General features: G+C 68.8%; 25 protein-coding genes. 12 read left to right on the plus strand and 13 right to left on the minus strand.

Annotated features, from left to right (window positions below):
• Positions 1-1,329 (minus strand): MATE family efflux transporter, encoded by a 1,329-nt coding sequence (locus tag AB0H36_RS00470; protein ID WP_360514006.1) that lies wholly within the window; start codon positions 1,327-1,329, stop codon positions 1-3.
• A gap of 474 nt (positions 1,330-1,803) precedes the next feature.
• Between AB0H36_RS00470 and AB0H36_RS00475 the strand changes: the two genes are divergently transcribed.
• On the plus strand, positions 1,804-4,878 hold the full coding sequence (locus AB0H36_RS00475) for a replicative DNA helicase (protein ID WP_360515099.1): 3,075 nt from the start codon (positions 1,804-1,806) through the stop codon (positions 4,876-4,878).
• Here the strand turns inward: AB0H36_RS00475 and AB0H36_RS00480 are convergent, their stop codons facing one another.
• Both AB0H36_RS00480 and AB0H36_RS00485 read right to left on the minus strand, forming a co-directional pair.
• Positions 4,879-5,511: a MerR family transcriptional regulator gene (locus tag AB0H36_RS00480; RefSeq protein ID WP_360514009.1), complete on the minus strand. Its 633-nt coding sequence runs from the start codon at positions 5,509-5,511 to the stop codon at positions 4,879-4,881.
• Between the two features lie 430 nt (positions 5,512-5,941).
• Positions 5,942-6,004: a hypothetical protein gene (locus AB0H36_RS00485; protein ID WP_360515102.1), complete on the minus strand. Its 63-nt coding sequence runs from the start codon at positions 6,002-6,004 to the stop codon at positions 5,942-5,944.
• Positions 6,005-6,112: 108 nt separating this feature from the next.
• On the opposite strand from AB0H36_RS00485, the gene AB0H36_RS00490 reads away from it, so the two are divergent.
• Positions 6,113-6,514, plus strand: coding sequence for a hypothetical protein (locus AB0H36_RS00490; RefSeq protein WP_360514012.1), 402 nt, complete (start codon positions 6,113-6,115; stop codon positions 6,512-6,514).
• Here the strand turns inward: AB0H36_RS00490 and AB0H36_RS00495 are convergent.
• Positions 6,504-7,469, minus strand: coding sequence for a YafY family protein (locus AB0H36_RS00495; protein WP_360514015.1), 966 nt, complete (start codon positions 7,467-7,469; stop codon positions 6,504-6,506). The two genes, AB0H36_RS00490 and AB0H36_RS00495, sit on opposite strands and share 11 nt — an antisense overlap.
• Positions 7,470-7,528: 59 nt before the next feature.
• Here AB0H36_RS00495 and AB0H36_RS00500 point away from each other — a divergent pair, with 59 nt between their 5' ends.
• Entirely contained in the window at positions 7,529-8,800 is a 1,272-nt protein-coding gene (locus AB0H36_RS00500; protein ID WP_360514018.1) for an FAD-binding oxidoreductase, read from the plus strand.
• Here AB0H36_RS00500 and AB0H36_RS00505 read toward each other — a convergent pair.
• From AB0H36_RS00505 to ugpC, 3 genes are read right to left on the minus strand one after another with little or no spacing between them, the layout of a single operon-like run.
• Positions 8,784-9,179, minus strand: a complete 396-nt coding sequence (locus tag AB0H36_RS00505) for a RidA family protein (RefSeq protein ID WP_360514021.1) — start codon at positions 9,177-9,179, stop codon at positions 8,784-8,786. The genes AB0H36_RS00500 and AB0H36_RS00505 overlap by 17 nt on opposite strands.
• Positions 9,180-9,221: 42 nt before the next feature.
• Complete coding sequence (locus AB0H36_RS00510; protein WP_360514025.1) at positions 9,222-9,650, minus strand: protein-tyrosine phosphatase family protein; 429 nt, start codon at positions 9,648-9,650, stop codon at positions 9,222-9,224.
• Between the two features lie 13 nt (positions 9,651-9,663).
• Complete coding sequence (gene ugpC, locus AB0H36_RS00515; RefSeq protein ID WP_360514028.1) at positions 9,664-10,740, minus strand: sn-glycerol-3-phosphate ABC transporter ATP-binding protein UgpC; 1,077 nt, start codon at positions 10,738-10,740, stop codon at positions 9,664-9,666.
• Positions 10,741-10,935: 195 nt separating this feature from the next.
• Between ugpC and AB0H36_RS00520 the strand changes: the two genes are divergently transcribed.
• Positions 10,936-11,502, plus strand: a complete 567-nt coding sequence (locus AB0H36_RS00520; protein ID WP_360514031.1) for a helix-turn-helix domain-containing protein — start codon at positions 10,936-10,938, stop codon at positions 11,500-11,502.
• Positions 11,495-12,331, plus strand: coding sequence for an SRPBCC family protein (locus tag AB0H36_RS00525; protein ID WP_360514034.1), 837 nt, complete (start codon positions 11,495-11,497; stop codon positions 12,329-12,331). Before AB0H36_RS00520 ends, AB0H36_RS00525 begins: the two co-directional genes overlap by 8 nt.
• Here the strand turns inward: AB0H36_RS00525 and AB0H36_RS00530 are convergent.
• On the minus strand, positions 12,328-13,224 hold the full coding sequence (locus AB0H36_RS00530; protein WP_360514037.1) for a LysR family transcriptional regulator: 897 nt from the start codon (positions 13,222-13,224) through the stop codon (positions 12,328-12,330). The two genes, AB0H36_RS00525 and AB0H36_RS00530, sit on opposite strands and share 4 nt — an antisense overlap.
• A gap of 82 nt (positions 13,225-13,306) precedes the next feature.
• On the opposite strand from AB0H36_RS00530, the gene AB0H36_RS00535 reads away from it, so the two are divergent.
• From AB0H36_RS00535 to AB0H36_RS00545, 3 genes are read left to right on the plus strand one after another with little or no spacing between them, the layout of a single operon-like run.
• The gene (locus AB0H36_RS00535) at positions 13,307-14,533 is read left to right on the plus strand and encodes an MFS transporter (protein ID WP_360514040.1); all 1,227 of its coding nucleotides are present in this window, start codon (positions 13,307-13,309) and stop codon (positions 14,531-14,533) included.
• A 53-nt stretch (positions 14,534-14,586) separates the two neighbouring features.
• Positions 14,587-16,224, plus strand: coding sequence for a class I SAM-dependent methyltransferase (locus AB0H36_RS00540; RefSeq protein ID WP_360514043.1), 1,638 nt, complete (start codon positions 14,587-14,589; stop codon positions 16,222-16,224).
• Positions 16,225-16,233: 9 nt separating this feature from the next.
• Positions 16,234-16,923: a dienelactone hydrolase family protein gene (locus AB0H36_RS00545; protein WP_360514046.1), complete on the plus strand. Its 690-nt coding sequence runs from the start codon at positions 16,234-16,236 to the stop codon at positions 16,921-16,923.
• On the opposite strand, the gene AB0H36_RS00550 is transcribed toward AB0H36_RS00545, so the two are convergent.
• The gene (locus AB0H36_RS00550; RefSeq protein WP_360514049.1) at positions 16,920-17,861 is read right to left on the minus strand and encodes an AraC family transcriptional regulator; all 942 of its coding nucleotides are present in this window, start codon (positions 17,859-17,861) and stop codon (positions 16,920-16,922) included. The genes AB0H36_RS00545 and AB0H36_RS00550 overlap by 4 nt on opposite strands.
• A gap of 91 nt (positions 17,862-17,952) precedes the next feature.
• Here AB0H36_RS00550 and AB0H36_RS00555 point away from each other — a divergent pair, with 91 nt between their 5' ends.
• On the plus strand, positions 17,953-18,798 hold the full coding sequence (locus AB0H36_RS00555; RefSeq protein WP_360514052.1) for an NAD(P)H-binding protein: 846 nt from the start codon (positions 17,953-17,955) through the stop codon (positions 18,796-18,798).
• 91 nt (positions 18,799-18,889) lie between these two features.
• Positions 18,890-20,164 carry an erythromycin esterase family protein gene (locus AB0H36_RS00560; protein WP_360514055.1) on the plus strand — a complete coding sequence of 425 codons (1,275 nt, stop codon included), beginning with the start codon at positions 18,890-18,892 and terminating at the stop codon, positions 20,162-20,164.
• A 54-nt stretch (positions 20,165-20,218) separates the two neighbouring features.
• On the opposite strand, the gene AB0H36_RS00565 is transcribed toward AB0H36_RS00560, so the two are convergent.
• From AB0H36_RS00565 to AB0H36_RS00575, 3 genes are all read right to left on the minus strand, one after another.
• Positions 20,219-21,265: a hypothetical protein gene (locus AB0H36_RS00565; protein WP_360514057.1), complete on the minus strand. Its 1,047-nt coding sequence runs from the start codon at positions 21,263-21,265 to the stop codon at positions 20,219-20,221.
• Positions 21,266-21,494: 229 nt separating this feature from the next.
• Complete coding sequence (locus AB0H36_RS00570; protein ID WP_360514060.1) at positions 21,495-22,307, minus strand: ABC transporter permease; 813 nt, start codon at positions 22,305-22,307, stop codon at positions 21,495-21,497.
• 1 nt (position 22,308) lies between these two features.
• Positions 22,309-23,286: an ATP-binding cassette domain-containing protein gene (locus AB0H36_RS00575; RefSeq protein WP_360514063.1), complete on the minus strand. Its 978-nt coding sequence runs from the start codon at positions 23,284-23,286 to the stop codon at positions 22,309-22,311.
• A gap of 87 nt (positions 23,287-23,373) precedes the next feature.
• On the opposite strand from AB0H36_RS00575, the gene AB0H36_RS00580 reads away from it, so the two are divergent.
• Together AB0H36_RS00580 and AB0H36_RS00585 are read left to right on the plus strand one after the other, a co-directional pair.
• Positions 23,374-24,345, plus strand: a complete 972-nt coding sequence (locus tag AB0H36_RS00580; RefSeq protein WP_360514066.1) for a WYL domain-containing protein — start codon at positions 23,374-23,376, stop codon at positions 24,343-24,345.
• Complete coding sequence (locus AB0H36_RS00585; RefSeq protein ID WP_360514070.1) at positions 24,342-24,926, plus strand: YdeI/OmpD-associated family protein; 585 nt, start codon at positions 24,342-24,344, stop codon at positions 24,924-24,926. The genes AB0H36_RS00580 and AB0H36_RS00585 overlap by 4 nt, the downstream gene beginning before the upstream one ends.
• Here AB0H36_RS00585 and AB0H36_RS00590 read toward each other — a convergent pair whose 3' ends face one another.
• Complete coding sequence (locus AB0H36_RS00590; protein WP_360514073.1) at positions 24,927-25,736, minus strand: phytanoyl-CoA dioxygenase family protein; 810 nt, start codon at positions 25,734-25,736, stop codon at positions 24,927-24,929.
• Between the last annotated feature and the right edge of the window lie 31 nt (positions 25,737-25,767).

A 25,767-nucleotide genomic window follows, 5' to 3' on the forward strand; every position in this document is an offset into this window, starting at 1 on the left:
TCAGCGGATAGCCCCAGTCACCAGCCAGGCGTCGCTACGCTCCCGGGTGACCAGAGTGAGCAGACGAAGCAGCATGAAGCCGCCAAACGCCCACCACAAGGCGACGACACCACCGTCGAACCACAGCACACTCAGCGCCAGCGGCACGTACAGCACGAGCGCGATCACGCCTGCCACCGCCAAGTACGGCCCGTCGCCTGCACCGATCAGTACGCCGTCCAGCACGAATACCACACCGTTCACCGGTTGCCAGAGCGCCGCGACGACCAGTACGGCGGCCAACGTACTCCGCACCTCTGGATCGGCGGTGAACCACGGCACGTAGACGTCCCGCAGCCCCCACAACGCCAGTCCGCCGAGCACTCCGGAGAACAGGCCCCACCACATCATCCGACGCGTGATCGCGCGCGTCCCCGCGACATCACCGGCGCCCAATGCGCGGCCGGTCAACGCCTGCGCGGCGATGGCGATCGCATCGAGCGCGAGAGCCAGGAACGACCACAGCGTGAAGGCGACCTGGTGCGCGGCGACGGACGTCGTACCGAGCGCGGTGGCGACGAACGTGAGCAGGATGATTGCCACCCGCAATGTCAACGTGCGGACGATCAGCGGCACACCCATCTGGGCCGACGCGAGGATGCCAGGGCGGTCCGGTCGCAGCTTGGCGCCGTCCCGTCTTGCGCCCTTGACGACGACCACGACCAGTGCGACTCCGGCGGCTGTCTGGGCGAGCGCCGTACCGAGTGCGGAGCCGGCGATGTCCAGGTCGAGGCCGTAGACGAGCAGGAAGTTCAGGCCGATGTTGAGCAGGTTCGCGCTGATCGCGACGATCATGGGGGTCTTGGTGTCCTGCAGACCCCGCAGTACGCCGGTCGCGGCGAGCAACAGCAGCATCGACGGGATGCCGAAGCAGGAGATGCGCAGGTAGACGACTGCATGGTCCGCGACGTCCGGCGACGGGCCGAAGGCAGCGATGGCGGCCGGCGCGAAGACCAGCCCAGCCACGGCCAGTACGACGCCCAGCAGCAACGCCAGCCACAGTCCGTCGATGCCCTGGGCCAGCGCACCGCGGTGGTCGCCGGCGCCGATCCGCCGGGCAACGGCCGACGTCGTGCCGTAGGCAAGGAAGACGCAGACGCCGACCAGCGTCTGCAGGATTGTCCCGGCGATCCCGAGTGCTGCGAGTTGCGGCGTACCGAGGTGGCCGACGATGGCCGAGTCGGCCAGGAGCATCAGCGGCTCCGAGACCAGCGCGAAGAACGCCGGGACGGCAAGCCGCAGGATCTCCCGGTCCTGCTCACCGAGCAGGCGCCGCAGCCCGGACCTCACCGTTCCGGGTGGCCTGTCATGAGCATGACGCTCATTGTGCCTGACTCGGGCTGTGCACAGGCCACCGGACCCGGGAGTCCGGAAGAAGGTGCGGAAGTTTTTCTTCTCCACAGTTGTGCATTGGTGAAACCGCAGGTCAGGGCCCGGTTGCGGAGCGTTGTCCCCAGATATCCACAGGATTGTGCCCAACCTGTGCACACCTGCTCCCGGGGTTTCCCACAACTCGTCCACAGGGGGTGTGGACGACGAACTACCACCCTGTGACCTGACCGGCGTACGGTCGCGTGACTGACGCCGTCCGGGTGACGGGAATTGTCGGCGGCCCGGCTTATGATTCGATCAGGTGTTCGATTCGAGCCGGTTGTTCGTGGTGCGGGTCAGCCGGTCGGGTGGCGGACGAGGAGGTCGGGCGAAGTGAGCGTGGCGGAGTTCCGCGGGGGACCGGGCGGCGGCCAGGAAGAGCGCAACCCGGAGATGGGCTTCGACCGCACGCCGCCGCAGGACCTGGCGGCCGAGCAGTGCGTGCTCGGCGCGATGATGCTGAGCAAGGACGCGATCGCCGACGTCATCGAGACGCTGCGCAGCACGGACTTCTACCGCCCGGCGCATGAGGTCGTCTTCGACGCCGTCACCGACCTGTATGCGCGGGGTGAGCCGGCCGACGCGATCACGGTCGCGGCGGAGCTGAACCGCCGGGGCGAGATGGCCCGGATCGGCGGCGCGCCGTACGTGCACACCCTGGTCGCCTCGGTCCCGCTGGCCGCGAACGCCGGCTACTACGCGCACATCGTCCGGGAGAAGGCGATCCTGCGCCGGCTGGTCGAGGCCGGCACCAAGATCGTCCAGCTCGGGTATGCCGGTGAGGGTGAGGTCGACGACGTCGTCGACGAGGCCCAGGCCGAGATCTACTCGGTCACCGAGAAGCGCACCGCCGAGGACTACGCGCCGCTGAAGGACATCATGGAGGGCGCCCTCGACGAGATCGAGGCGATCGACTCCCGCGGTGACGCGATGGTCGGGGTGCCGACCGGGTTCACCGACCTCGACGAGCTGACCAACGGCCTGCACCCCGGGCAGATGATCATCGTCGCGGCCCGGCCCGCGATGGGGAAGGCGCTCGCCCTCGACACCCCGCTGCCGACGCCGACCGGCTGGACCACGATGGCCGAGATCGCCGTCGGGGATCAGTTGCTCGACGCCGACGGGTCGCCGACCACCGTGGTCGCGGCGACCGAGGTGATGCTGGACCGGCCGTGCTTCCGGCTGTCCTTCTCCGACGGCTCCACGATCGTCGCCGACGCCGAGCACCAGTGGCGCGTCGAGGACGGCGGCCGCCCGGTGGTCTGCACGACCGCCGACCTGCACACGGCGATGTCCGCGAGTCCCGGGCTGACACCGCCGATTCCCGGGTCGGCGCCGCGTCAGATCACCGGGCACGGCTTCCCGGCAGCGCTGGCCGGCGAAGGTGAGCGCCGGATCGAGTGGATCGACCCGGTCGACAGCGTCCCGGTGCGCTGCGTCGAGGTGGACAACGCCGACCACCTGTACCTGGCCGGCAAGACGATGATCCCGACCCACAACTCCACCCTCGGGCTGGACTTCGCCCGTTCGGCCTCGATCAAGCACGGCCTGACCTCGTGCATCTTCTCGCTGGAGATGAGCCGCAACGAGATCACCATGCGACTGCTCTCGGCCGAGGCGAAGGTGCCGCTGCACCACATGCGCAACGGCAAGATGACCGATGAGGACTGGGCCCGGCTGGCCCGCAAGATGGGCGAGGTCTCCGAGGCCCCGCTGTTCATCGACGACTCGCCGAACCTCACCATGATGGAGATCCGCGCCAAGGCCCGCCGCCTCAAGCAGCGCCACGACCTCCGCCTGATCGTCATCGACTACCTCCAGCTGATGACGTCCGGCAAGAAGGTCGAGTCCCGCCAGCTCGAAGTCTCCGAGTTCTCCCGCTCCATCAAACTCCTCGCCAAAGAGCTGGAGCTCCCCGTAGTAGCCATCTGCCAGCTCAACCGAGGCTCCGAACAACGCTCCGACAAACGCCCCATGGCCTCCGACCTCCGCGAATCGGGCTGCCTGACTGCGGACACCCGGCTGCTGCGCGCGGACACCGGCGCCGAGATCTCCCTCGGCGAGCTACTGGCCACGGACGCACGCGACGTCCCGGTCTGGTCGCTGGACGATCGCCTCAAACTGGTGCCCCGGACGCTGACGCACGCCTTCCCCAGCGGCGTGAAGGAGGTCCTCCGGCTGAAGCTCGCGTCCGGCCGGGAGATCAAGGCGACCGCAAACCACCCCTTCCTCACGTACGACGGATGGAAGCCACTCGGTGAGCTGAGCCCTGGGGCCCGGCTGGGGTCGCTTCGACACGTGCCGGCGCCACTGGACGTCGCACCCTGGGACGAGGATGAAGTCACGCTCCTCGCCCACCTGCTCGGTGACGGCTCATTCGTCAAGCGTAAGCCGATCCGCTACGCGAGTATCGACGAGGCCAACCTGACAGCCGTCGCCGAGGCCGCCCACCGGCGCTTCGGGATCACCGGGATCCGCGACGACTACGCCGCTGCCCGGGTGATCAGCTTGCGACTCCCGGCGCCGTACCGGCTCGCCCGCGGCAGGCGGAACCCGATTGCCGCCTGGCTCGACGGCCTCGGCCTCTTCGGCCTGCGCAGTCACGAGAAGTTCGTCCCGGCCGGCGTTTTCACCCTGCCGAAGGACCAGCTCGGCCGCTTCATCCACCACCTGTGGGCAACCGACGGCTCCGTCCGCTGGGACGCGAAGGCCGGCCAGGCCCGCATCTACTACGCCTCCACCAGCCGCCGCCTGGTCGACGACCTCGCCCGCCTTCTGCTCCGCCACAACATCTTCAGCCGGATCAAGACAGTCAAGAAGGCCGGCTACCGCGATAGCTACCACCTGCACATCTACGGCGCCGAGAACCAGTTGCGCTTCTGCGACGAGATCGGTGTCCACGGCCTGCGCGGACTCAAGGTCCTTGAGGTCGCTGCAGCTCTGCGGGACATCAAGAGCAACACCAACCTCGACACGGTCCCCAAGGAGGTCTGGACGCGCGTCCGCGAGGTGCTCGCCGACCGGAAGGTCAGCCACCGCGAGTTCGCGGCGGCCATGGGAACGCAGTTCTCCGGCTCGACGATGTGGAAACATGCCCCGAGCCGCCAGCGTCTCGCCAAGGTCGCCGACATCCTCGACCACGCCGACCTCGACGTTCTCGCCACGAACGACATCTTCTGGGACACCATCACCTCGATCGAGTCCCTCGGCGATCAGCCGGTGTACGACGCCGCCGTCCTAGGCACCCACAACTTCGTCGCCGAAGGCATTGCCACCCACAACAGCCTGGAGCAGGACGCCGACGTCGTGATCCTCCTGCACCGCGAGGACGCCTACGAACGCGAGTCCACCCGCCCAGGCGAAGCAGACTTCATCGTCGCCAAGCACCGTAACGGGCCGACCGCCGACGTAGTCGTCGCCTTCCAGGGCCACTACTCCCGCTTCGTCGACATGGCCCACGACGGCTGATCAGGGCTGCTGCCACCGCTTGGCTGAGATGGATTCTTGGGCTAGGAGGCGGAGGGAGGAGATCAGGGTTTCGCCGAGGATGGTGCCGATGACTACTGACTCGGCCAGTTGGTCGCGGGTGGGGTTGGTGGAGACGGCGGCGATCTCCAGTTCGGTGAAGCCTTCGACGGCTTCGGCGTAGGCGTCGAGGAAGCTGACCAGGTTGTCCTGGCCGAGGGTGCGCAGGGCGGCCACGGTTTCGATCAAGGTGGCCAGGGCGGGGGCCGTGGACTCGACGGACCAGCCGCGCCGGGCGATCAGGTCGGTGACCTGGGCGGCCGCGGCGGTGCGGGCCTCGTCCGTGGCGGCCGGCTTGCGGGTGGGGGTGAGGGCCCGATGTGCCCGGCCGATCTGTTCGTGCAGCGGTACGGCGTCGGAGTCGAGCGCCACGAGGATCTCCTTCACCTGTGCCACCGGGACCTGAGCCAACTCGACCAGCGCCCGGATCAACCGCAGTCGGCGCAGGTGCGCCTCGTCGTACGACGCCTGGTTCGGGCTGCTCAGCTCACCCTGCGGCAGCAGTCCCTCACGCAGGTAGTACTTGATCGTCGGCACCGGCACGCCGGCGGCCCGGCTGAGTTCCCCGATTCGCATCTCGCTTGCCTTCCTCGCGGTTGTGATGGATAGTAGCAGTATCCATAAACGGATAGCGCGACTATCCATAGTCAGGAGGTGACCGGATGATCCCCCTCGTCCTGGTACTGACCACGCTGCTGTTCCGGGCGCTGGGTGCGTTCGGAGTACGGCGATTCGCGAGCTGGCCGGTCAGTGCGGCGCACGGGATGGCCGTGATGCTGCTCTTCACCGCCAGCGCGCACTTCGTGCCGGCAAGCGTGACGGTGATGCCGAACCACGCCGACCTCGCCCGGATGGTGCCGCCATTCCTGCCGTTCGCGGACGGGCTGATCTACCTGACCGGGGTCCTTGAGCTCGCCGGTGCGGCCGGGCTGGTGCTGACCGCGACCCGCTGGCCGGCCGCGGTCGGGCTGGCGACGCTGTACGTGACGTTGCTCCCGGCAAACATCTACGCCGCGACCGCGGACGTCGCGTTCGCCGGTGAGCCCGCGACCCCGCTGTGGCAGCGCATCCCGGAACAGGTCCTCTACATCGCGGTGGCGCTGTGGGTCGCCTCGAAGTCGAGCAGCGCCCCGGCGCGCCAACTCCTCAACCAAACCAAGAAAGAGAAAGTGCACTCATGACGGAAGCTTCGCGGATCATCGCCGGAGCGATCCTGCTCACCATCGTGACCATCCAGTTCGGTGGCTACTTCATGACCAAGATCGTCCGCGGCCAGGTGCCGATGACGGACTTCCAGAAGTCGTTCGCCCGGGCCGGTCACGCCCACGCCGGCGTGCTGGTGATCCTCAGCCTGGTCGGCCTCCTGTACGTCGACCAGACCGGGCTGACCGGGGTCCTGCTCTGGGTGGCGCGGCTGGCGATCCCGGTCGCCGCGATCCTGATGTCCGGCGGCTTCTTCGCCTCGTCGGCGGGCAAGGGCCGCATGCAGCCGAACCAGTTCCTCTGGGTCCTGTGGCTCGGCGCCGCGTCCCTCGCCGTCGGCGTTCTGACCCTGGGCATCGGCCTCATCACCGCCTGAACGATCGCTGGAGTCGCTCGCCCACCTGGGCGATCGCCTCCGCGGTCTCCGGGGGTGCCTCGACCACGGTGAAGTCGGCGCCGAGGGCAACCACCGCGGCGACGTACTGGATCAGGAGTTGTGGTGACTCCGCGGTCAACCGCACCACGCACGAGTCGGGCCCGTCGTCCTTGACGGTGCCGGGCAGCCACCATCCGTAGAAGTTCCGCTTGAACTCGTCGGCCGGCAGCCGCACCCGCAGGGCCGCCGAGTGCCGGTACGACGCCGTCGCGAACGACTGCACCAGGTACGACGCGGCGTCGTCCGCCGGCAGATCCCGTGGCGTGAAGTGGTGCCGGCCGGGCCGCACCGTGCTGATCCGATCGACTCGGAACGTCCGCCAGTCCGACCGATCCGGGTCGTACGCGAGCAGGTACCACTGCCCGTGCACCGCCACCAACTGATGCGGTTCCACGCGACGCCAGCTGGTCGCACCCGATCGGGATTCGTAGTCAAAGGCAACGATCTCCGAGTCCCGGCAGCACGAGGCCAGCGACGCCAGCAACTGTGCGTCGATCCGGGGCAGGCCGAGGTGCGGCGCGACCGACGACTCGCCGAGCGCTGCGACCTGCGGGCGCAGCCGGGCCGGCAGCACCTGTTCGAGTTTGGCCAGCGCACTCATCGCGCTGTCCTCGATCCCGTCGATCCCGGTCACGGTCGCGAGCCCGGCCGCCACCGCGATCACTTCCTCGGCGTCCAGGATCAGGGGTGGCATGTTCCGCCCCGAGGTCAGCCGGTAGCCGCCCGCCGTCCCCGTCGTCCCCCGCACCGGGTAGTCGAGGGACCGCAGCCGCTCGACGTCGCGGCGCACGGTCCGCTCGGTCACGCCGAGGCGCTCGGCCAGTTCGCGGCCGGACCATTCGCGGCGGCTCTGCAGCAAGGACAGCAACTGCAGCAGTCGGCCAGGCATGTTCATATCACCCAGCATGCCCTTGCGGACAAGATCTGTCCGCAAGCGCTCCTAGCGTGGGCACCATGATGTTGACAAAGGAATCGAACGAATACGACGAGGCGCGACTCGGTTTCCAGCGCTTCGACCCGCACGAGCCGGACGCGATCTTCCCGGTCACCAGCGCGGCGGAGGTCCAGGAAGCCGTCAAGTACGCCGCTGACCACGGCCACCGCATATCCGTCCAGGCCTCCGGTCACGGACTGACGCGCGGCAGCAACGGCGTACTCATCGCCACCCGCGACTTCAACGGTGTGCAAGTCGATCCCGCGGCGAAGACCGCCTGGGTCGAGGCCGGCGCGACGTGGCGGCAGGTGATCGACGCGGCCGCGCCTTACGGACTCGCCCCGCTGTCGGGCAGCTTCCCCGGCGTCGGCGCGATCTCGTACACGCTCGGCGGCGGCGTCGGCCTGATGGCCCGCCGCCACGGCTTCGCGGCCGATCACGTACGGCGGATCGAGGTGGTCACCGCGGACGGCGTACGACGGAACGCGGAAGACGACCCCGAGCTGTTCTGGGCGCTGCGCGGCGGTGGCGGCAACTTCGGCGTGGTCACCGGCATCGAGATCGAGCTCTTCGACGTGCCGACCCTGTACGGCGGCAGCCTGTCCGTCGACCTCGCGGAGAACCCGGCCATCCTGGAGACCTGGCGCGAGTGGACCCGCACGGTGCCCGACGAGGTGACGTCAGCCGTTGCGTTGGTGCCGTTCCCGGACATCCCGCCGGTGCCGGCTCCGCTGCGCGGCAAGCACATCGCGCAGATCCAGGTCGCGATCCTCGGCGATCGAGGGCCTGAGCTGATCGAACCGCTGCGACACGACACCGTGCTCGACACGGTCGGCGAGCTGCCCTACGCCGAGTCCGGCAAGATCTTCGCCGAACCCGAACGCCCGGACAGCTACAGCTCGCGCAACGTCCTGCTCCGCGACCTCGACCCGGACGCGCTCGCGATCCTGCCCAAGCACACCACCGTTGTCGCTGCCATCCGGCACCTCGGCGGCGCACTCGGCCGGCCGCCGGCCGTCCCGAACGCGGCCGGTCACCGCGCGGCGTCGTACTCGCTGACCGTGCTCTCACCAGGCCAGGGCGACATGGCCGGCCTGCACCGGGAGATCCTCGAGCCGTGGGCCGCCGTGACGATCGGCCGATCGCTCAACTTCAGCTTCGGTCCGCTGACTCCCGACGAGGTTCGCCAGGCCTTCGACCCGCGCGACATCGACCGGCTCCTCGAGCTCAAAGACCGGTACGACCCCGATCAGCGCCTGGCCCCGAACCATCAGCTCACCGCGCCGCGGTGACGTCGATCTCGACGAGCTGGCCGGGGAAGCCGAGCTGGGCGACGCCGAGCAGCGTGCTGGCCGAGGTTAAGGCGGGCGCGAGCGGTGAGGCGTTGAGCTGCGTCCACACCGCCGCGAGGTCGTCGCGGACCGGGCTGGCGACGTAGATGACCGTGCGTACGACGTCGTCCGGGGTGGCGCCGGCGGACTCGAGCGCGACGAGGATGTTGCGGATGACCTGGTCGGTCTGGCCCTCGAGCCCGCCCTCGGCGAGGTCGCCGGAGGGATCCAGCGGGCACTGGCCGGCGAGGTAGATGAGGGTGTCGGCCTGGACCTTCGTGATGTGGTGGTAGCCGGGGGTCGGGTGCAGCTTGTCCGGGTTGGCGCGCTCGATCGTCACCCAGCCGAGCAAACGCGACACCCGGCCCGCGGTCAACGGGATTTAGCCGGTGAAGCGCCGTACGTAGCGCTTCTGCCAGGGGGTCTCGACGGCGTGCCGGTCGTAGTTCCGCCGGACGAACTCGACGGCTTGCTCAGCGGGGATCCCGTCCAGGATGGCGAGGCAGGCGAGCGCCGTACCGGTTCGGCCGCGGCCGCCGCCGCAGGCGAACTCGACCCGCTCGGAGCCGGCTCGCTCCAGGGCGTCGGCGAAGACCCGGCGCGCTTCGGCGCGGTCGGCGGGCAGCCGGAAGTCGGGCCAGCGCAACCAGTGCGAGTCCCACGAGACTTCCGGAGGCCGCTTGCCCAGGAGATAGACGCCGTACGACGGCAATGGTCCTGCCGGCAGGCCGTTGCGCAGACCGCGTCCGCGCACCGTCAGGCCCGACGGCAGGACCATCACACCGGTTGCCTTCTCGTCCCAGGTCGTCACCTGGTCAGCCTATTCAGGCGCTGAGCCGCTCCTCGGTCGAGGTGGAGAAGAGGTGCAGCTTGTCCGGGTTCGGGGCGAGGTGCACGATCGTGCCCTTGTCGTTGTGCAGGCGGGTGCCGATCCGGGCGATGATCTGCTGGTTCGTGGTGTGCTCGGCGGTGCCGTAGAGGAAGGCGTCCGAGCCGAGCTCCTCGATCACCGCGACCTTCACCGGCAGGCCCTGGTCGGCGAGGCTGAACGCCTCCGGCCGGATGCCGAGCGTCAGCGTCTTGTCGTCCCCGGCCTTCGCGAGCAGCTTGCGCTCGATCGGGACCACGAAGTCGCCGATCTTGGCGCCGCCGTCGACGATCTCGGCCTCGATCAGGTTCATCGCGGGCGAGCCGATGAAACCGGCCACGAACTTGTTCTTCGGCCGGTCGTAGAGGTTCAGCGGGGTGTCGACCTGCTGCAGGACGCCGTCCTTCAGTACGGCGACCCGGTCGCCCATCGTCATGGCCTCGACCTGGTCGTGGGTGACGTAGACGGTGGTGACGCCCAGCCGGTGCTGGAGCTCGGCGATCTGGGTGCGGGTCTGGACCCGGAGCTTGGCGTCGAGGTTCGACAGCGGCTCGTCCATCAGGAAGACCTGCGGGTTGCGGACGATCGCGCGGCCCATCGCGACCCGCTGACGCTGACCACCGGACAGGGCCTTCGGCTTGCGGTCGAGGTACTCCTCGAGGCCGAGCAGCTTGGCGGCTTCGAGAACCCGCTTCGCCCGCTCCTCCTTGTGGATGCCCTGCATCTTGAGCGCGAAGCCCATGTTGTCGCCGACCGTCATATGCGGGTAGAGCGCGTAGTTCTGGAACACCATCGCGATGTCGCGGTCCTTCGGCGGGCTGTTGGTCACCTCGCGGTCGCCGATGTAGATGGAACCCTCGTTGACCTCCTCGAGGCCGGCCAGCATCCGCAGCGCGGTCGACTTGCCCGACCCCGACGGTCCGACCAGCACCATGAACTCGCCGTCCTGGATGTCCAGGTCGAGCTTGTCCACAGCGGGGAGGTCGGTGCCCGGGTAGACCCGGCTGGCTCCCTTGAACGAGACAGTTGCCATGTTGCGCTTCCTTCCTTCGCCGGCAGGAACGTGCCGGACGGTCCGTAGCAAAGGCCCCCAGGCGTGTGGGTGTCTTGCTTCGGTGATGTATCACCAAAGCATCTGTTCCAACGATTGAGCCGGCAGATCCATTCCCGGCCAATGGATCTCGGGCAAGCATTGACAAAAGAGATTTTTACGTACAAAGTTCTTTGTGTGATCAGAGACGTGATGCACCTGGAGCAGCTCGAGCAGGCCGAGGCGCTGTTCAAGCCGCAGCGCATCGAGGTGCTGCGGCGGCTGGCCGAGCCGCACACCTGCGGCGAGGTGGCGGAGCAGCTCGGGCAGACTCCGCAGCGCGTCTACTACCACGTCAAGCGCCTCGTCGAGGCCGGCCTGGTGACCCTGGTGGAGGAGCGCAAGGTGCGCGGCATCCACGAGGGCATCTACCAGGCGACGGCCCGCTCGTACTGGCTGTCACCGCGGCTCGTCGGCCGGATCGGCGGGCTGCGCAGGGCCCAGGACGAGCTGAGCCTCGGCTACCTACTGGACCTGATGGAAGAGGTCCAGACCGACATCGCCGCGCTGGACCGGGCAGCTCCGGAGCTGCCGTCCATCGGGGTGTCCGGTGAGATCCGGGTCCCACCGGACCGGCGGCGGGAGTTCTTCGAAGACCTGCAAAGCACGTTGAAAGACCTGTTCTCGCGCTACGGCGGCTCCGAGGGCGACGCCTTCAAGCTGGCCGTGGCCTGCTACCCCAAGGGAGACCAAGACCATGACTGAACCGCTCGTTCTCACCGCCCGCGCCAAGACCGGCATCGACGCCGTCCAGCAGGCGCTGACCGACCCCAAGACCCTCAACCTCTGGCTCGGCGAGCACGCGAACGTCGACCTGCCCGGGACCTTCGAGTTCTGGGGCCGCTACATCCCCGAGGGCGACGCGCCGCACCAGCGCGTCCTCGAGTACGACGGCCGGACGCTGAAGCTGGCGTGGACCCTCGGCGGCGAGGAGACCACCACCGAGATCACGCTGGTCGACGAGGGCCCCGACGCCACCCTGATCAAGCTGTCCCAGACCGGGTTCGACTACACCGACCTGGTGGCCGGCGGCAACATTCGCGGCGTGCTGCAGACCTTCTGGGCGCTCGCGCTCGCCAACCTGGTCGACCACCTCGAGGGCCGTGAGCTGACGCCCCGGCAGGACTTCACCTCGACCGACTTCAGCGGTGAGGTGCTGATCGACGCCCCGGTCGCGCAGGTCTACGACTCGCTGGTCGACTCCGAGAAGGTGTCCGCGTGGTTCGGCTACCCGATCGGCATCGAGCCGGAGGTCGGCGGCCGGTACGCGATGGGCGGCTTCGACTCCGGGATGCCGCCCGCGAAGGTCGTCGACCTGGTCGAGGGCAGCAAGATGTCGGTCGACTGGGGCCCGGCCGGCGTCAGCACCTGGGAGCTGGCCGAGTCCGAGGGCAAGACCCGGCTCACCTTCGTGATGAGCGGGTTCGACACCGACAACGCGCCGTACTCCGCATGGCTCGGCTGGCTCAGCGGCGTCGCCGAGCTCCGCCGCTACAACGAGCAGGCGAACTGGCAGCCCATCTGGGTCGCCTAGAAGTACCCGGGCCGGATGGAGTCCGACATCAGATCGAGCAGGGCGGTCACCGCTCTGCTCGGTCTCCTTCCGCCCATCGTGATCGCCGACAGCGTCCAGCGCAGGTCCGCCCCGGCGATCGGCAGCCGGGTCACGCCCGGCAGTTCCGCTCCCTCCAAGTTCGGTACGACGGCGACGCCGAGCCCGGCGCGCACGTAGTCCGGGACCGCGGTCACGTCGGGAACCTCGACCTGGACCCGGCGCTGGATGCCGGCGTTGTCGAAGACCCGGTCCACCGTCCGCCGGTTACCGAACCCGCCCAGCATGTCCACGAACCGTTCCCCGGCCAGCTCGCCGAGCCTGATCTCGGACCGGCCGGCCAGCGGGTGCGACGACGGCAGCAGCACGACGAACGGCACCGCGCCGATCTCCCGCACCTCCAGCCCGACCAGGTCCGGCTTGGCCAAACCGACCAGGGCGAGGTCGAGCCGACCGTGCCGGACGTCGTCCGCGAGTCCGCTCGATCCGCTCGGCGACGTGGTCACCTGGACGTCGACCAGCGGGTACTTCCGGTTGAACGCACCGAGCAGCTCGGCCAGGTCGACCAGCCCGATCCGGGTCATTGTCCCGATCCGGATGTTGCCGCGCAGGCCGGTCGACACCTCCTCGACCGCGGCCCGGGCCCGGTCCAGCGCCTCCAGCGCAGCCTTTGCCTCCGGCAACAAAGCCTGGCCGGCCGTGGACAGCGTCACGCGCCGGGTCGACCGGTCGAACAACGTCGTCTTGAGATCGGCCTCCAGCGCCCGTACGGCGGCCGACACCGTGGACTGGACCGTGAACAGGCGCCGCGCCGCGCGGGTGAAGCTCAGTTCCTCCGCGACCGCGACGAAGTACTCGAGCTGGCGGCTGTCCACAGACTCAATTATCGCTAGCACCGATAAGACCGTGCAAGAACTTTCGTTGGACTCGATAGATCCTGCGAGCGAACCTGGTGACATGTCCGCTCTGACCAGTTCCCACGCGCTGGAGTCGAGGCGTGTACGGTTCGCGCACGGTCCGGGGTTCTGGGTGATCGCCGCGGCGTTCCTGACCGTGATGGCGTTCTCCACCGTGCCGACCCCGCTGTATGCCATCTACCAGCAACGCGACGGCTTCCCGACGTACGTCATCACCGTCATCTTCGCCAGCTACGCGGTCGGCGTGATGGCGTCGCTCTACCTGGCCGGCCACGTCAGCGACTGGCTCGGCCGACGCCGGGTCGCGCTGCTCGCCGTACTCGCGCAGGCACTCTCGGCCCTCGTATTCCTCGTCTGGCAGGACGTACCGGGATTGCTGCTCGCACGCTTCATCTGCGGCGTCGGCGTCGGAGTGCTCACCGCGACGGCGACCGCCCACCTCTCCGAGCTTCGCCAGATAGCCCGCCCCGAGGAGGACCCGAGCCGCTCCGCGCTGATCTCCAGCATGGTCAACCTGGGCGGCCTGGCCTTCGGCCCGTTGGTGGGTGGTCTGCTGGCGACCTACATGTCCGCACCGCTGGAGCGCCCGTACGAGGTCTTCCTGGTGTTGCTGGTGCTGAGCGCCATCGGGATCGCGCTGGTGCCCGAGACGGTCGAGCGGCTGGAGGAACGCCCGGCGTACCGGCCGCAGCGCGTGGCGCTTCCGTCGGCGGCGAAGCCGTTGTTCTTCGCCACGGCCATCGGCGCCTTCGCGGCGTTCGCGATCTTCGGACTGTTCACGTCGCTGGCGCCGACCTTCCTGGCCGGCACGCTGCACCACACGTCCCGGCTGCTGGCCGGAGTGGTCACGTTCGTCGTGTTCATCGCCGGGGCGGTGAGTCAGGTCGTCTTCGTCCGGATGAGCCGGCGGAACCAGTTGCGGCTCGGGCTGGTGTTCATGTCGCTCGGCCTGGCCGGCGTCGCCGTGGGTGGCCTTGTTCCCAGCCTCTGGTTGTTCACCCTCGGCGGCGTCGTCTCTGGCGCCGGGGCAGGCGTCGTCTTCCGGGGCGCCGTCGCGACGGCGGCTTCGCTGGCCGACCCAAGCTCCCGAGGTGAGGTGCTGGCCGCGCTCTTCCTGATCGCGTACGCCGGTCTGGCCGTCCCGGTGCTCGGGATCGGCGCCGGCATCGCCTTCCTCCCGGCTCAGGTCGCGCTGCTGCTGTTCTCCGCCGTCATCCTGATCCTGGTAAACACCGCCGTCCTCCGCATGCTCGCCGCAACCAAGTAGACCCGCTACGGAAGACCCGTGAACTGGGCGATGGCGGCCGCTACAGTCCTGGCGTGGGAGGTGTGCCGGAGTACTGGCTGATGGGTGGCGTCATCGCGCTGAACAGCGGCGCCGAGAACGGGTTCAAGCAGGAGGTCGACCGAGTTGTCGACCTCCTCGGCGAGGACGAGGCGTGGCTGGCCTGGTGGCGGGGTATCAGCGAGGCTCCGGTGCTGGAGGTGCAACTCCTCGTGCTGAAGGCGGAGCACACGTTGAGTCCCGACTCCGACGAGCGAGTACGGCGCGGTCGCAAGCGGCACGTGGTGCGGATGCACGTCGACTTCGATCGGCTCGAGCCGTTGGAGCCTGACGAACGCAGACTGTTCGCCCTGCCGGCCGTCCTCGACGGCATCACCCGCATGGCGGAGTCGCTGGAGGCCGTGGGCGAAACCCCGGCGGTGCCGTACGACGTGCGTCCGGCACCGCTCAGCGTGGGCACCGTGCGCCGCCGACGTCTCCGTGAACTGCAGGGACAGCCGAATGCTCAGCTGCCACGACACTGGGTGCTGGCCGAGGGTGATCCGGTGCCACGTGAACGAGACTGCGGGGATGGCTCGGTCGCACACAGCGGAGGCGAGGAAGCGGTGATCGTCGAGATTCACGTGCCGTTGAGCGGGGAGGGCGGGATCCTGCCAGGCGAGGCTGGGTATGAGTTCGGGTGGATCGACGACGTCGAGGAGTTTCTTGACGATGAGTCGAGTGACGGCAGTTTCGAGATCTATGACGAGGGTGAGGAGTACGGCGACACCTACGTCTTCTTCATCACCGGCGCCGGCGAGGACGCCTTGCTGAGCACGGCGGTCGCAGTCGCCGCGCTGCCGGGAGTACCTGCAGGTGCCTTCGCCGTCATCACAGACGAGGAGTCAGAGGAGATCGGCACCGGCCGCCGCGTCGCGCTGGGCGGACGGGAGGCGCTCCTCGCGGCGTGGCGTGCGGAGGAGGAGCGGGTTCGGGAGGGCTGGGACTTCTCGCATCTGGCTGGGCGTGTCGACGCGGAGGATCCGCCGTGGGACTTCGAGACCGCTTGTCGTACGGCGCTCCGGGGCGCGCGGCACGTGCTCGACATGGGGACCGGGGGCGGGGAGCGGCTGCTGGCCTTGGCGGATGCGCTGCCGGCCGATGTCGTCGCGACCGAGGGATGGGAACCCAATCTCCCGGTCGCCACCGAGCGCCTCGCCGTTCGCGGAATACCCGTGGTGCAGTACGACGCCGACACCGACGAAACCATGCCCTTCGAGGACGGCCGCTTCGACTTGGTGATGAATCGGCATGAGGTGCTGGATCCGGCGGAGGTGTATCGGGTGCTGGCGCCGGGTGGGGTGTTCCTGACCCAGCAGGTCGGCGGGGACGACTTCGCCGAGGCCCACGAGATCTTCGGTGGCACGGCGGCGTACCTCGATCTCACCTTGGCGTATGCAACCCAGAGCCTGACCGCAGCCGGGTTCGTGATCGACGAGTGTGACGAGTGGCGCGGGTCCATGGCCTTCCGGGACATCGGTGCGCTGACCTACTACTTCAAGCTCGTGCCGTGGGACGTGCCGGACGACTTCGGGGTCGATCGGTACGCCGAGACACTGCTGCGACTGCACGAATCCGTGCCGGTGACCTTCACGCAGACGCGGTTCTGGGTCCGTGCGGTGAAGCCTGTTTAGGATCTGCGTATGGGTGTGACGGTGCGGGTTGGGGAGCAGGATGCCTATCTGGCGCGGGTGGGGCGGGCCGGGATGTTGTTGCTGCCGATGATCACGGGGATCGGGGAGCAGGTTCGGGAGTGGGCGGACGAGTTGGCCGGGGAGGGGATCACGGCACTGGTCTGGGATCCGTTCAAGGGGCGGAGTACGGACGACTCGACGCGCGAGGAGCTTGGGGCGCTGCTGCGTGAGATGGATGACGACAAGGCGCTGGCCGACCAGATCGAGTTGCTGGACTACCTGACGGGTGATCTCGGGTGCAACAAGGTCGGGGTGATCGGCTGGTGCCTCGGCGGGCGGTTCGCGTTCTTGCTCGCGGCGCGGGACCACCGGGTGACCAACGTGGTCGCGTTCCACCCGACCGTCCCGTCGAAGCTTCCGCCGCACCACACGTACGACGCCATCGCCGAGGCCGGCGCGATCACGGCGCCGGTGCTGGTCAGCTACCCGAGCGCCGACACCGCCGTACCGAACGCCGACTTCGAGGCCCTCGAGACCATCCTTCAGTCCCGTCAGACCGGTGCGACCTTCACCCAGTACTTCCCAGCCGCCGACCACGGCTTCTCCGACAAGTCCCGCCACGACAAGCCGGTCAACGCCGACGCCTTCCGCCTGGCCTGGCCGCAAGCCCTGGCCTTCATGCGATCCACCACGCACTAGGCAGCAGTTGCGGTGCGGCGGTGGGCTGTGGGGGTGGTGCCTCGGACTCGTTTGAAGGCGACGCTGAGGGCGAAGGCGTTGGCGTAGCCGACTTGGCGGGCGATGGACTCGACGGTGTCGCGGGTCGAGCGGAGGAGGTCGGCGGCGAGGGTGATGCGCCAGCCGGTGAGGTAGGTCATCGGGGCCTCGCCGACGAGGGCGGTGAAGCGCCGGGCCAGGCTGGCTCGGGAGACACCGACGCGGTCGGCGAGCTCGGTCACGCTCCACGGATGCGCGGGATTCTCGTGGATCAGCCGCAACGCCAGCCCGGCAACCGGGTCGCTCTGCGCCTGGTACCACCCCGGCGCCTGCGACTCCGGCCGCGCGAACCACGCCCGCAGCGTCGTGATCAACGCCAGATCGAGCCACCGATCCAGCACGCTCTGCTGACCGGGTTCGTCCCGCGCGATCTCGGCCAGCGCGATGTCCATCACCGAACCGGCGACCTCGGCAGCCGGTACGACGAGCACCGATGGAAGCGCCGCCAGCAACCGCTGACTCACATCCCCAGCCAGCTGATACGTGCCGCTGGCAACCATCGCTTCGCCCTCGGCCCGCCCGCCGTACGTCCGCACCCCGAGTCGCGCGCTGTAGTCGACAGGTGCCCCAGGCAACGGTTCGCAGCGGCCGCCGGGATGGATCCGCAGCTGTGGCGCCGTCGCCACGGCATCACCCACGATGTACGGCGCCGGCCCGGTGAACACCGCGACGTCGCCCTGCTCCATCCGCAGCGGCTCGATGCCGTCCCGCCGTACCCAGGCCGATCCGCGGACCAGCGTGGCCAGCGACAGCGCGGCCTCGTCGCAGATGTCGAGCGCCCAGGGCGGATCCATGATCGTCAGGTTGAACACGCCACCGCGCGCCCGGGTCCCGGCCAGCAGGTCGTCCAGCACATCCATGGCGACCACAGTACGCCACCTGAGCGCCTCGGACATCGAATTGCGCCGAACAACCATGGTTTGTCTCATCGAACCACGATGAAGTTATGCCATGACAACGACACCGATTCTGATCCTGAGTGGTAAGGGCAAGACCGGCCGCCGCGTCGTCGAGCAGCTCGAGGCGCGCAACGTCCCCTACCGGCTGGCCTCCCGGTCGAGCGCACAGCCCTTCGACTGGTACGACGACAGCACCTGGTCCGCCACGATCGCCGGCGCCGAGACGGCGTACCTGGCGCCGCCGGTCGGCCCGACCGGTCTCGCCCAGGCCTGCCGGTTCATCAAGCAGGCCGCCAACGAGGGCCTCCGCCGGGTCGTGCTGCTCTCCGGCCGCGGCGTCGGCAGCCCGGGACGCGACTTCGCCGTGTACGACGGTTCGCTCGCGCTCGAGCACGCGGTCAAGGACAGTGGCGCCGACTGGACGATCGTCCAGCCGTCCTGGTTCGCGCAGGGGTTCAGCGAGGACTTCTTCCGCTACCACGTGCTGGCCGGTGAGATCCGGGTGTCGGCCGGGACCGGCGGCGAGGCCTGGATCGACACGAACGACGTCGGCGACGTGATGACCGCCGTACTGCTGGACGAGGCCTACACCGGCGCGACCTTCGCCATCTCCGGACCGCGCCACCTGTCCATGACCGAGGTCGCCGCCGAGCTGACCGCCGCGACCGGCCGGCCGATCCGGTACGTCGACCTCGAGCCGCAGGCTCACGTCACCGAGCTGGTCGAGCAGGGTCTCGACCAGGAGGACGCCGAGGCCGTCCGCGACCTGTTCGCGGTGATCCGCAACCACCGGTCCGAGTACGTCTCCGACGGCGTTCAGCAGGTCCTCGGCCGCGCCCCGCGCGACTTCGCCGACTGGGCCCGCGAGACCGCCACGACCGGAATCTGGCAGCAGTAGTAGAGCAGGCGCCACCTCGAGTCGGGAGACTGCAGGATGGGGAGCGGCGGGCGGCCGCGACAGCGTTGAAGCACCCACCAAGGAGGCATCGATGAAGAGAGTCCCGGCCGCTGTCGCCCTGCTCGCCGCAGTGGCGCTGCCCGCATCCACAGCGACCGCAGCACCGCCCACCAACCCGGTCCCGGCCCTGACCCGAGCGGCCCACCCCCTGATCAGCACCGACCCGTCGAGCACCGCCTGGGACCTTCGCCCGCTGACCCGGATGGTCGGTACGGCGAAGGTCGTCGGCGTCGGCGAGGCCACGCACAACTCGCACGAGTTCTTCACGCTCAAGCACCGCATCTTCCGGACGCTCGTCGAGCAGAAGGGCTTCACCGCGTTCGTCCTCGAGGCGAGCTGGAGCACCGGCCTCGAGCTCGACCGGTACGTCGTCACCGGCGTCGGCGACCCGCGCGAGATCATGCGCCGCGAGTTCCAGGGCGCGTACGGGTTCTGGAACGTCCAGGAGTACCTCGACCTGATCGAGTGGATGCGCGCCTACAACCGCACCCACGCCCGCAAGCTCCGCTTCGTCGGCGACGACGTCGGCTACGCGAGCCCGGCCCTGATCGACCGCGTCGCCGCCAAGGACCCCAGACTCACCCGCCTGTACGCCGGCATCCGCTCGACCGCGGAGTACAACGAGTGGAGTACGACGTACTTCGCCAAACCCCTGCCCGAGCGCCAGGCCCTCGAAGCGTCGGCCCGTGAAGCGCTGAAAATCGTCCAGCAGACCAAGGACCAGTGGACGATCCAGCACGCCCGGGCGATCTGGCAGACCACCAAGCTGTACTCCTTCGACGTCGAGAGCCCGACGGAGTTGCCCAAGGCAATGTTGTTCCGCGACCAGGCGATGGCCGACAACACCGCCTGGTGGACCCGGACGACCGGTGACAAGGCGGTCCTGTCCGCGCACAACGGGCACGTCGGCTACGACTCGTCGATGCCGTCGCAGTACCCGAAGATCCAGGGCGCGTTCCTGCGTGAGCAACTCGGCAAGGGCTACGTCAACGTCGGCCTGAGTTTCGACAGCGGCTCGTTCAACGCCAACGACACCGAGGATCCCCAGGGCCGGCTACGCACCTTCACCATCGGGTCCGCACCGGCCGGCAACAACGAGCACACCCTTGACCAGGTCCCGTACCGCGACTATCTGGTCGACCTGCGGACCCTCCCGAAGCCGACCAAGGACTGGCTGAGCGTCGCTCGCCCGACCCGCGACATCGGCACCGCCTACCCGTGGCCCGACCTCCCGGTGAAGCTCGGCACGACGTACGACGTCCTGATCCACCTCCACCGAGTCACCGCAGCCCAACTGCTGCACTGACCCAACGCGAAGGCCCCGCACCCACCTGAAGGTGCGGGGCCTCGCGCTGGGCCGTCAGCGGTGGCTGTGCTGCACCTTGACGTACTCGGAGTGGGTCATCTCCTGGAGCTCGGACGCCGCGGTCTTGGCCTGGAAGCTCGCGCCCTGGCCGACGGCGCCGCCGCCGAAGACGATGTTCGCCCAGTTGTTCTGGGCGGTCAGCGTCGTGGTGGCGTTGTCGTCGTTGATGTCCGCGGCGGTGGTGTCGGTGGCGTCACCGTCGCAGTTCCAGTCGATCGGCCCGCTGGCTGCGCCGGACGTCGTCCGGGTGGTGCCGTTCGGGCACTTCCACTTGGTCTTCCACGCCGACGCCGAGCTGCCGAGGCCGACGGACTCCCGCAGGCTGGCCTCGTTCAGCGCCGCCGGGGCGACGTTCGAGTAGCCCCAGTAGAGGGTGCCGTTGGAGCGCAGCACGCCGCCGAGCTGGAAGAAGTAGTTCATCACGCTCAGGTAGTTGGGTTTGTAGTTCCCGTGGTCGGTGCCGCCGTGCCGCAGGCCCAGGTTGTGCCCGAGCTCGTGGATGAAGGTGCCGACCTCCTGGTCGTCGGTGCCGGCCCAGCCGCACTTCGGGCCGACGGTGACGATGAACGTGTCGTTCGGGATCGCGAACGCCTGGCCGCTGCTGCAGCCGTTGTCGTAGCTGTCGGCCCACAACATGTAGTGGAAGACCGCACGGCGGGCGCTCGCGAAGTTCGCGTTCTTGATCGCGGTGGTCTGCGACCCGGACGGCTGCAGGTTGTTGTCGTACGGGACCTGGTTGCCGCCGCCGAGGTTGTACGCCGCCCCGGCCGCGGCGCCCGCGTCGAGGTGGATCTTGATCCCGGTGGTGCCGTCGGGGTTGCTGACCGGCGCGGACGCGAAGACCTGGACGATCCGGTCCAGGCCCGCGGTGCTGGTCAGCCGGCCGGACATGTAGTCCATCTCGACGAACAGGTCCTTCTTGGTCGGCGACGCGCCCATCGCGGGCAGGTTCACGTCGATGGTGCCGTCACCGTTGGCGTCGTACCCGTTGGTCTCCCAGGTGTCGGGCAGCGAGTCGCCGTCGGTGTCGGTCGCCAGCACCGCCGTGGCCGCGGCCGGGGGCTTCGTCGGGCGCCGACGGAACGGCCGCCACCGCGCTCGTGGTGGCGAGCGCGGCGACGGCCATGGATCCGAGCATGGATCCGAGCATGCTGAGCAGGGCGGGGCGGGGCCTCATCAGATCTCCTAGTGGGCGGTGGGTGATCTGTCCGCTACCGTAGGTGATTCGCCTCGGTTTTCAGAGGCTCATCAGGGTCATGGCCCAATTGGGTCAGCTGCCCGAGCGGAGCATCGCGCGGATGCCGACGGTCAGGCCGAGGACGGCGGTCACGATCGCGGCGACCCAGCCCCACAGGGCCGCGCTGGAGAACACGTCACCGGAGAACAGCGTCCGCTCGGCGTCGACGACGTACGACAGCGGGTTGAACTTCGCCGCGACCTTCATCCAGCCCGGACCGGTTTCCAGCGGCAGCAGCATCCCGGACAGGATCATCAGCGGGAACAGGAAGGTCTGCTGCACCACCCAGAACATCCAGTCCTGCTTGCGGACCGCGATCGCCAGCGCGTAGCTGAACGCTCCGAGCCCGACCCCGAACACCGCGAGCAGCGCCAGGCCGACGATCGCGCCGCCGAGGTGCAGGTCGAAGGCGAACGGCGTCATCACCGCGATCACCACGACCGCCTGCCCGAACAGCGGCACCATCTCCTTCAGCGCCCGGCCGACCAGCAGCGACGACCGCGACAGCGGTGTGACCAGCATCCGCTCGTGCGCGCCGGTCTGGAACTCGAACAGCAGGTTCGCGCCGGTCGTCGAAGTGCCGAACAGCGTGGTCATCACCAGGATCGACGGGACGAACCACTGCCAGACGCCGTCCCCGAAGGTCGCGCCCATCGAGCCGGACAGCAACGGCCCGAACAGGGCGAGGAACACCAGCGGCTGGATCATCCCGAACAGCAGCGAGAACGGATCCCGCAGCACCGGCTTGAGCTCCCGCGTCATCACGATCCGGATGTCGCGGAGCAGGTTCCGCCGCGGCTCCTCCGCGACCTGGATCGCAGGGGTCGAAAGCGTGAGGGTGGTCATGTCAGGCTGCCTTTCCGTTGGTCGCAGCAGCAGCCTCGCGGAGGCTGCGGCCGGTCAGGTTGAGGAACACGTCGTCGAGGGTCGGGCGGTGCACCTGGGCCGCCGCGACCGGTACGCCGTACTGCTGGGCTGCCGCGATCAGCTCCGGCAGCGCCGCCGGCCCGTCCGCGACCCGGACGCTGAGCTCGTCGCCGACGGCAACGACTTCCTGGGCTCCCGGCAACTTCTCCGCCAGCTCGGCGAGCTTCGCGAGGTTGCCCGGCGCGGCCGTCACGGCCAGCCGGTCGCCGGCCAGCTTGGCCTTCAGCGCCTCGGCGGTGTCGTCCGCGATCACCTGGCCGTGGTCCACCACGACGACCCGCTCGGCCATCGAGTCCGCCTCGTCCAGGTAGTGCGTGGTGAGCACGATCGTCATCGCGTACTCCTCGCGCATCCGCAGGATGTGGTCCCACAGGTTCGCCCGGTTCTGCGGGTCGAGACCGGTCGACGGCTCGTCCAGGAACAGCAGCTTCGGCGCGTGCACGAGGCCCATCGCGACATCGAGGCGGCGCCGCTGGCCGCCGGACAGCTCGGACACCTTGCGGCGGGCAAGCTCGGTCAGTTCCAGCGCCTCCAGCAGCTCGCCGGTACGGCGCTTGGCCGCCCGTCGGTCGAGTCCGTAGATGACGCCCTGGCCGACCAGTTCGTCACCGGCCCGCTGGTTGTGGCCGGCGCCGTTGCCCTGGCCGACGTACCCGATCCGGCGGCGGACCTGGCTGGGGTGCGCGGTCACGTCGTACCCGGCGACCGTCGCCGTACCCGACGTCGGCGCGATCAGGGTGGTGAGCATCCGCAAGGTCGTCGTCTTGCCGGCGCCGTTCGGGCCGAGGACGGCGACCAGCTCGCCGGGTTCGACGTCGAGGCTGATGCCGCGGACGGCGTGCACGGTCTCGGTGCGGCTCACCGCGAAGTCCCGGGTGAGCTCTCGGGTACTGATCACGGATGTCTCCTTTGCTGAGGTTGGTAAGCACGACTTTTCCAGCGGTAGAGGACAGGTTCTGGCCGGTACTCGTGGCAATCTGAAGTCATGTCCGAAACCTCGGCTCGACTTCTCTCGCTGCTGTCCCTGTTGCAGGCCCGCCGCGACTGGCCGGGCGCGCTGCTGGCCGAACGACTCGAGGTCAGCCCGCGCACCGTCCGCCGCGACGTCGACCGGCTGCGCGATCTCGGCTACCCGGTGCGCGCGACCAAGGGACCGGACGGCGGCTACCGCCTCGACGCGGGCGCAGACCTGCCGCCGCTGCTGTTCGACGACGACCAGGCGATCGCGGTCGCGGTCGCCCTGCAGACCGCGACGACCACGGTCACCGGCATCGAGGAGGGTGCGTTGCGCGCGCTCGCCACGGTCCGTCAGGTGATGCCGGCGCGGTTGCGGCAACGGGTCGACGCACTTCAGGTCACCACGGTCGACCGGTACGCCGGTTCACGCCGTACGAAGGTGGATTCGGACCACCTGATCGCGATCGGGATGGCGTTGCGGGCCCGGGAGGTACTGCGGTTCGACTACGCGTCACCGCGGGCGTCCAACGACGACGAGTGGCAGCCGCCGCGGAAGGTCGAGCCGCATCACCTGGTGACGTGGGGCTGGAAGTGGTACCTGGTCGGCTGGGACCTGGACCGGAAGGACTGGCGGACGTTCCGGGTGGACCGGATGACGCCGAAGACGCCGACCGGGCCGCGTTTCACCCCGCGGGAGCTGCCGGCGCCCGACGTGGCGACGTACATCTCGAACCAGTTCAAGTCGCGGGACCAGTGGCCGTGCCGTGGGGAGGCCATCCTGCAGGCGAAGGCGTCCGACATCGTCCAGTGGGCCGGCCGCGACGCGGTCGTCGAGGAGATCACCCCGACCAGCTGCCGCCTCATCCTCAACGGCTGGTCCTGGACCGGCCTTGCCGCCAACTACGGCATGTTCGAGTGCGACCTCGAGTTCATCGGCCCCCAGGAACTCAAAGACGCTGCCGCCCACCTCGCCCAGCGCTACACCGCCGCGGCGTCATGAGCACCGAACTCGTGGTTGCCGACGCGAACGCCTGGCACGACTGGCTTACAGAGCACCATCAGGTCAACGACGGGATCTGGCTGGTCCTCGCCAAGAAGAACGTGACCACCCCGACGAGCCTCAGCTACGACCAGGCCCTCGAGGAGGCGCTGTGCCACGGCTGGATCGACGGCCAGCGGAAGGGGCGGGACGAGCACACGTTCACGCAGCGATTCACACCTCGGCGCGCCCGCAGCCTGTGGTCGAAGCGGAACGTGACCATCGTCGAGCGGCTGGAACGAACAGGCCGGATGGTCCCGGCCGGCCGCGAGCAGGTCGAGCTCGCGAAGTCCGACGGCCGCTGGGACCGGGCGTACGGCGGATCCGGTGCGCTCGAGGTTCCGGCGGACCTGGCCGAGGCACTGGCGGCGGTGCCCCGGGCGCAGGCGATGTTCGACATCCTGACCAGCGCCAACCGGTTCGCGGTCGTGTACCGGGTCACGTCGCCGAAGCGAGCGGAGACCAGGGCGCGGTGGATCGCGCGGGTCGTCGAGCAACTCGAGCGGGGCGAGACGATCTACCCGCAGAAGCGGACGCTGTGATCAGTACAGCAAGGGGTTGAGGGGGGAGGAGACCTGGTCGCCGGGTTGGTTGCCGGGCATCCAGGTGGCGAGGTCGGTTTCCTGGTACTTGTTGGCGGGTGCGGCGATCTCCATCGCGGCGTCGACGTAGATGATCGTCATCACGCGCCGCGGGATGTCGGTGGTGTTCGGCGGCGCGTGGTGGAAGGTCCAGCCGAGGTGGTAGCTGACCTCGCCGAGCTCGTAGGGCTCGGAAACCTCGGTGAAGTTCTGCTCGGCCAGCGCCTCTTGCAGGACCCGCTCGGACTCGTCGCTGATCGGCAGGTCCCGGCCGTGCTCGAAGACGTGACTGCCCGCGGCGAACGACAGCGGACCCATCTCCATCGGCGTCTCCTGCAGGGGCACCCACACCGTCACGCACCGGTCGGTCGTGAACGGCCAGTAGTACTGGTCCGCGTGCCACGGCGTGACCCCGCCGCCGGACTCCTTGTACAGCGCCTGGTCGTGGTACAGCCGGACCGACTGCACGCCGAGCAGTTGCGCCGCGATCCGCGCCAGCCGCGGTGAGGAGACGAACTCGAGCACCTGCTCGCTGTCCTGCCACAGGTTCATCACCTGCAGGAACGCCTTCCCGTAGGTGTCACGCTCCTCCAGCGGCAGGTCCTGGGTGTTCAGCTCGATCACCTTGCCGGTGATCTCCGGCTCGTACGCCGCGATGGTCTCGGCGCTCAGCACGTTCTTCAGCTTCACGAAACCGTGCTCGGCGAAGTGCGCGATGGCGGACCGGCTGAGGGTGTAGTCGGTCACCAGCTCTGGGCGGGTCAGAGTCATGGGACACAAGGGTTGCGGGACGCTTTATCGA

The organism is Kribbella sp. NPDC050820 (assembly GCF_040653975.1).
Taxonomy (GTDB): domain Bacteria; phylum Actinomycetota; class Actinomycetes; order Propionibacteriales; family Kribbellaceae; genus Kribbella.

Coding starts and splice junctions, on each gene's coding strand:
- AB0H36_RS00475 (WP_360515099.1), top strand. CDS start 1,804: ATGGGCTTCGACCGCACGCCGCCGCAGGACCTGGCGGCCGAGCAGTGC.
- AB0H36_RS00480 (WP_360514009.1), bottom strand. CDS start 5,511: ATGCGAATCGGGGAACTCAGCCGGGCCGCCGGCGTGCCGGTGCCGACG.
- AB0H36_RS00490 (WP_360514012.1), top strand. CDS start 6,113: ATGACGGAAGCTTCGCGGATCATCGCCGGAGCGATCCTGCTCACCATC.
- AB0H36_RS00495 (WP_360514015.1), bottom strand. CDS start 7,469: ATGAACATGCCTGGCCGACTGCTGCAGTTGCTGTCCTTGCTGCAGAGC.
- AB0H36_RS00500 (WP_360514018.1), top strand. CDS start 7,529: ATGATGTTGACAAAGGAATCGAACGAATACGACGAGGCGCGACTCGGT.
- ugpC (WP_360514028.1), bottom strand. CDS start 10,740: ATGGCAACTGTCTCGTTCAAGGGAGCCAGCCGGGTCTACCCGGGCACC.
- AB0H36_RS00525 (WP_360514034.1), top strand. CDS start 11,495: ATGACTGAACCGCTCGTTCTCACCGCCCGCGCCAAGACCGGCATCGAC.
- AB0H36_RS00535 (WP_360514040.1), top strand. CDS start 13,307: ATGTCCGCTCTGACCAGTTCCCACGCGCTGGAGTCGAGGCGTGTACGG.
- AB0H36_RS00545 (WP_360514046.1), top strand. CDS start 16,234: ATGGGTGTGACGGTGCGGGTTGGGGAGCAGGATGCCTATCTGGCGCGG.
- AB0H36_RS00550 (WP_360514049.1), bottom strand. CDS start 17,861: ATGGATGTGCTGGACGACCTGCTGGCCGGGACCCGGGCGCGCGGTGGC.
- AB0H36_RS00555 (WP_360514052.1), top strand. CDS start 17,953: ATGACAACGACACCGATTCTGATCCTGAGTGGTAAGGGCAAGACCGGC.
- AB0H36_RS00560 (WP_360514055.1), top strand. CDS start 18,890: ATGAAGAGAGTCCCGGCCGCTGTCGCCCTGCTCGCCGCAGTGGCGCTG.
- AB0H36_RS00570 (WP_360514060.1), bottom strand. CDS start 22,307: ATGACCACCCTCACGCTTTCGACCCCTGCGATCCAGGTCGCGGAGGAG.
- AB0H36_RS00580 (WP_360514066.1), top strand. CDS start 23,374: ATGTCCGAAACCTCGGCTCGACTTCTCTCGCTGCTGTCCCTGTTGCAG.
- AB0H36_RS00585 (WP_360514070.1), top strand. CDS start 24,342: ATGAGCACCGAACTCGTGGTTGCCGACGCGAACGCCTGGCACGACTGG.
- AB0H36_RS00590 (WP_360514073.1), bottom strand. CDS start 25,736: ATGACTCTGACCCGCCCAGAGCTGGTGACCGACTACACCCTCAGCCGG.